The following is a 5562-nucleotide window of genomic DNA, read 5'->3' as shown; positions in this document are numbered from 1 at the left end:
GACCCCGCCGTAAAACAGCAAAAAGCCGAACAGGCCCGGCGCGCAAAAACGGTCGTGTTTTAAGGTGTCCGACACGAATGGCACTGTCATTTTCTGATTTGTGCGTACGTTGGTCTATGACAGAAACGAATTTTTTGTAAAATCATATCTGTCTGGAGTTGGTCTATTATTTTAACCGCTCCCGGCGATAATATTTTGAACCCTCCCTGGAGCTTCGTGCATGAAAACGCCAGGGAGGGTTTTTCATGTCTGATACTCTATCTGAATCGTCGCAATCACGCAGCAACAGTTTTCAACAGATTCTCGATTCCTTTCTCTTGCCGGAGGGTCTGCCGTTCGCCAGTCTGCTCTCAGCCGAACGTATCACACGGATCTTTGCCAGGCACAACGGACTGTTCGGCACGCACGGCGTTTACTCTACCGCCGTCATGGTCTGGTCGTTTCTGGGGCAAGTGTTGCGGGATGGAAAAGAAGCATCCTGTCAATCCGCGGTGGCCCGAGTAATCACCTACTGCGAACTGACTGACAAAACCGCGCCGACTGCCGATACGCGTAACTATTGCCGGGCGCGAGCAAAACTTTCTGTACCGGCTCTGCGCGAACTCAGTGGTGAAATTGCTGCCGAAATGGAACAGGCAGCCGACGAAGACTGGCTCTGGAAAGGCAGACATGCCAAACTGATTGACGGCTTCACCTTCACCATGCCGGATACCGAACTGAACCAGGATCAGTTCCCACAACAAAATACGCAGACCCCGGGCTGTGGTCTGCCGATCGCCCGGGCCGTGGCTGTGCTGTCACTGGCGACAGCTTGTGTGCTGGATGTCGCCATCGGCCCCTTTAAGGGAAAACAGACCGGCGAGACCGCTCTCTTGCGCAGACTGTTTGCGGCACTCAAGCCAGACGACATCGCCATCTTCGATCGTTACTACTGCTCCTTCATGATGATCGCTTCGCTGCTGAATCAGGGGACCGACGTCTGTGCGCGACTGCATCACAAACGTGAGGCAGACTTTCGACGTGGCAAAAGACTGGGCAAATACGATCATCTCATCACCTGGACCAGGCCCCCTCAATGCCCCTCATGGATGGACAAAACGACTTACGAACAGATTCCCGAGACGCTTCATCTGCGGGAGATTCGTTACAGTCTGGTGGAAAAGGGGCAGCGGACTCAGTCAATGACGGTCGTCACAACAATCCTGGATGAAACGTTGACCAAAGAAGAAATCGCAGAGCTGTACGGCTTTCGCTGGAATGCCGAACTTGATCTGCGTTCGATTAAAGACGCACTGAACCTGGGACACCTGCGCTGCAAGTCGCCGACGATGATTCGCTGCGAACTGTGGACCACGATGCTGGGCTACAATCTGGTCCGCACGACTGCTGCCGGGGCGGCATTGTTACATCAGAAACGTCCCCGGCAGATCAGCTTCACAGCTACGTGTCAGATAATTCTGTCCGCCTGGATGAACACGGGCGGCGAGGAGTTGAGCCACCAGAAACTGAAGTCACTCTGTTGTGTACTGGTTGATCGGATTGCTACCTGCGAGGTCGGAAACCGCCCTGGACGGATTGAACCCCGCGTCATCAAACGCAGACAAGGCACTTATCCATTAATGCAACAACCCAGACAGGTTCTTAGAGATCGATTACGTAACAATACCACTTGAAAGGCGTTAGGACTCGACAGTGCCATTCGTGTCCGACACCTTAAAAATTACAGATGGTTTAGAAAGTGATCCATGTTTTTTAGAAAGAAAAAAAACAAACAGGGAATTCCTGGTTGCGGTCTCTATAAGAATCTCAAATCAGGACATTGTTTTTTGGAATCTCGTGTATTTGACCCAGAGACCGGAGGAAATTTCACATGGGGAACCCTTCGAGAGATCACTGAACTTGAAATGCAGAAAGAGGGCTTATCGATCATTTTGAAAGACCTGGAGGCATATCATGATCGAAATGCAGACGGGCGTTCAGAGATTGAAAAAATGTCGCAGAAAGAATACTCCACATTTTTAAAAAAACACGATAGTGTTGGTATCAGTGTGTGTGATGAGCAACAACTTCGGTTATCACCAATAAAAATGGACTCCAGGGGTTTTGGTGCAGGCAAGCAAGAGGATCAGATACTTATTGATTTAAATTGTTCCCATGAGGAATTTTATGATGCTTTAATGGAGGCATTCAAAACATGTGGGACATTTCATTAATTCAAGATGGTACAGGTGCAGTTCCACTTGCATTTGCCAGGGTTGGGTAGAAACTAAAATAGAAGTCGAGAACTTGCTTTCGATGTTCAAATTAAATAATTATTATTCTGTTATTTGAATTGGCAATATTACCGCTGTTGATCCCATTGATTCATAAATGAATGTATCATTTGGGGATCTGGTCAAACAGATGTTATGATTTTTTACCCAAATGTTCTGAGGTAAGATCAATGATTCAGAAAACAGATATTCCTGATTTTGCGATTTGCCACAGATGTGGCGAACCGATGAAAGTAATTGACCTTACTGCAAAGGCAAAGAAATTGGGGTTTCATGTAGTCGAAGGATCATTCAGCATTGAGTGTTGCGATTTTCAATTGAGCATCGACGATGATGATGAAGCTGACTGTTTAAAAAATATGCTTCTGGCGTATCATAACCAACATCACTTATTGAATGGGGGAAACAAAAAGGGGACAGGACGCAATTGAAAAGAGTCCTGGCTCCCTCTAACCTTCCTGTTAATAAATAGTGAAGAAAGTGATCCATGTTTTTTAGAAAGAAAAAAAACAAACAGGGAATTCCTGGTTGCGGTCTCTATAAGAATCTCAAATCAGGACATTGTTTTTTGGAATCTCGTGTATTTGACCCAGAGACCGGAGGAAATTTCACATGGGGAAACCTTCTGGAGATCACTGAACTTGAAATGCAGAAAGAAGGCTTATCGATCATTTTGAAAGATCTGGATGCATATCATGATCGAATTGCGGACGGGAATTCACAGATTGATAAAATGTCGCAGGAAGAATACTCCACTTTTTTTAAAAAACACGACAATGTTAATATTAGTTTTAATGAGAAACATCAGCTTCTCTTATCTCCAATGAAAATGGACTCCAGGGGTTTTGGTGCAGGCAAGCAAGAGGATCAGATACTTGTTGATCTACATTGTTCCAATGATGAATTTTATCATGCTTTAACGGAGGCATTCAAAACATGCGAGACATTTCATTAATTCAATTGAAAAAAACAAGGTCCCATCTTGCTTGAAAGAGGGCTGAAGAAATCAATAATTGTCTGATCCCGATGAATCTGGACCTGATCCATATATCCTCTGCAACTGATGGTCCATTGGGAACGACAACAGAGATTAACTCATGGAAATACTAAAAGAGAATACGACTCCCAGATCTGACTTGGTTAACAAAGAAGTTGCTTTCAACATTATTCAGGAAGCACTTCAAGATATCCCCAAAGTAGAGGCGATGATTCGTAATGAGCCGGCTAAACTTTTACAGACTCGGACGAAATCAATTGCCAGTGACTATGAGAGAATTGCATTCTTTGCTTATGCAATTGGGTACCCGATTGAGTATGTAAGAGAGGCATTTGCATTTGCAGCAGAATATGAATTAAAGGTATTCAAGCTCCGAGGTACCGAACCGCCGTTCCCAGCCTATTCATTAACTTATGATCCCCAATACCCACCAGGCACGCCAGAAAGCATTGTCGAATATAAGAAAATCAATCCTGATGAATTTGACTATTCCTTGACAAATTCTCGTGCGGCCTTGATGGCTTTTTATTATGGTTATCTGTCTGGTCAATATGAGACCGCGGAAAAGATTGCTGAATTGATCTGGGACCCTGAGAAATCCAGATATATTGGTCCCAGGGCCTATTGCACGATGGACCATCATCATCTGGCTTACAGCCTTCGATCTTATTTAGCAGGTGACGAAGACTCAGCGAACGCAAGACTGAAAAAGATATTTCCTAGAAAAGGAAATCAGAGTGTGTTTTTACAGTCTCGCATGTTGAAAGCGATACTGGAAAAAAATCCAGAAGAATTTCTCGATTCCAATCAGGAATTGATCGCCTATCAGAAAAAATGGCAAAAGCGTAAAATCAGTGCCGGCTATCCTGAGTTTTATTTGTGCACTGAATCTCTGGGATTATCTGAACTGGCTGTTCGGCGCGGGCTTTTCAACTATGAAGATCTCCCACAAGGAGACAGTTGCAGTCCAGTTGAGCTTATTACTCTGTAGAGCAGGTGATTCAAGGGGAAGATATATTCGGACGGTGATCAATGCCTGACCTGTCGTTTGCCAAATGGCCATAAGACTATGCTTCCATGTCTGATACTAAATCAATTCTTTTCACCTGAAAAGCGCAAGGCCAGAAAACGAATGGCTGAGTACTTCAATACAACATACGATTCAGAATATAAACCAACGTCTGTCAGGCTTGTGGAATATAACGAGGACAGGATGATGTTCCTGGTGTTTTATCGGGAGTACGATCCGAATTCAGAAAACTACTATCCGTCGAGTCGTCCTGCTCAATGCTTCGCATTTGAGTATAAAATCAAACAACAAGAGTTTGTTCGGATTAACTTAAGCGAAGCAGACGCCTGGCGCTATGGGGTGCTGGGGAGAAAATAAGTTTTAAGAATTCATTGAAGGTGTCAGCTTCAAACGATCATGGAGTCAATCAGTAAATCAACTAGATTAGCTATATTTTATATCACTTCGCTTTGGTTTCAGGTCTAAATTGAAATGTCACTGAGTAGACAAAAAAAAGTTATAATACTTTTAGAAGAGGAACTGACTCATTTTCTCTTAGGTCACTGTTTTATCAAAATAAAATGCCATTCGTACGGATGTCGTTGTGCATGGTTACGAAGATGGGGATGGAAAAGCGATCAGATTCGTTTAATTCACAAAGGTAATGATTTACTGATTAACTTTGACATTGAAATCCCACCCAGACCTGAGGCAGGTGTTGAGTATTATGGAATTGAAACACGGAGTCTAACAAGTATCAATCATCGCATTTCATGGGGCTATGCAATTCCTTTTTTAAGATTATGCAGAAATGCATACGTGCATACAATAATTCGCGATATGAATGAAGGAATAAAGTGGTTATCACAATTTGATACACCGGAGGGCTGTTTACAGAAGTATCTTACAAATGAAAATATAAATTCGAATTCTCCAACAGGTCGTGAAGTGCAGTCGTATCTTCAGGAGTTGCCAGATTCTTTAAGTGAAACTTGTTGTTTAAGGAATACCCAAAATGAATATCCCTCAGCATTTTCTCGAGCGATCTTTGATGTCTCACATCGAGGTCCAATACCGGCACCTGATGTAGAATGAAAGGCATTGAGGGGGACATGTCAGGAAACTGTGTGATGGCCAATAGCTCAAACAACTGAAGCTGTCAAAACGCTTCAGTATCTATTCGAGTCTGTCAGAGCTCGAAGAATCACGGAATGCGATTGCGATGTTGTTTATTCCCAGGTCAGTGTACTCGAAACGAAATGAGTTGATTATCAGAGAAACAA

At 43.8% G+C, this 5562-nt stretch carries 7 protein-coding genes; all 7 read left to right on the top strand.

Annotated elements, in window-relative coordinates; translation table 11 throughout:
- Positions 1-245: 245 nt before the first annotated feature.
- Positions 246-1673, top strand: a complete 1428-nt coding sequence (locus AACZ40_RS27970) for an IS4 family transposase (RefSeq protein WP_339676856.1) — start codon at positions 246-248, stop codon at positions 1671-1673.
- 72 nt (positions 1674-1745) lie between these two features.
- Positions 1746-2213, top strand: a complete 468-nt coding sequence (locus tag AACZ40_RS27965) for a hypothetical protein (protein WP_339676854.1) — start codon at positions 1746-1748, stop codon at positions 2211-2213.
- 230 nt (positions 2214-2443) lie between these two features.
- A complete protein-coding gene (locus tag AACZ40_RS27960) occupies positions 2444-2704 on the top strand; it encodes a hypothetical protein (protein WP_339676851.1) in 261 nt (86 codons plus the stop codon).
- Between the two features lie 56 nt (positions 2705-2760).
- Positions 2761-3228 carry a hypothetical protein gene (locus tag AACZ40_RS27955; protein ID WP_339676848.1) on the top strand — a complete coding sequence of 156 codons (468 nt, stop codon included), beginning with the start codon at positions 2761-2763 and terminating at the stop codon, positions 3226-3228.
- A gap of 142 nt (positions 3229-3370) precedes the next feature.
- Positions 3371-4261, top strand: coding sequence for a hypothetical protein (locus AACZ40_RS27950; protein WP_339676845.1), 891 nt, complete (start codon positions 3371-3373; stop codon positions 4259-4261).
- A 141-nt stretch (positions 4262-4402) separates the two neighbouring features.
- Positions 4403-4657, top strand: coding sequence for a hypothetical protein (locus tag AACZ40_RS27945; protein ID WP_339676843.1), 255 nt, complete (start codon positions 4403-4405; stop codon positions 4655-4657).
- A gap of 114 nt (positions 4658-4771) precedes the next feature.
- A complete protein-coding gene (locus tag AACZ40_RS27940) occupies positions 4772-5374 on the top strand; it encodes a hypothetical protein (RefSeq protein ID WP_339676840.1) in 603 nt (200 codons plus the stop codon).
- Positions 5375-5562: the final 188 nt, after the last annotated feature.

Origin of the sequence: uncultured Gimesia sp. (genome assembly GCF_963972345.1) — a bacterium.
Classification (GTDB): domain Bacteria; phylum Planctomycetota; class Planctomycetia; order Planctomycetales; family Planctomycetaceae; genus Gimesia.
This window is presented reverse-complemented; position numbering and strand designations above follow the sequence as displayed.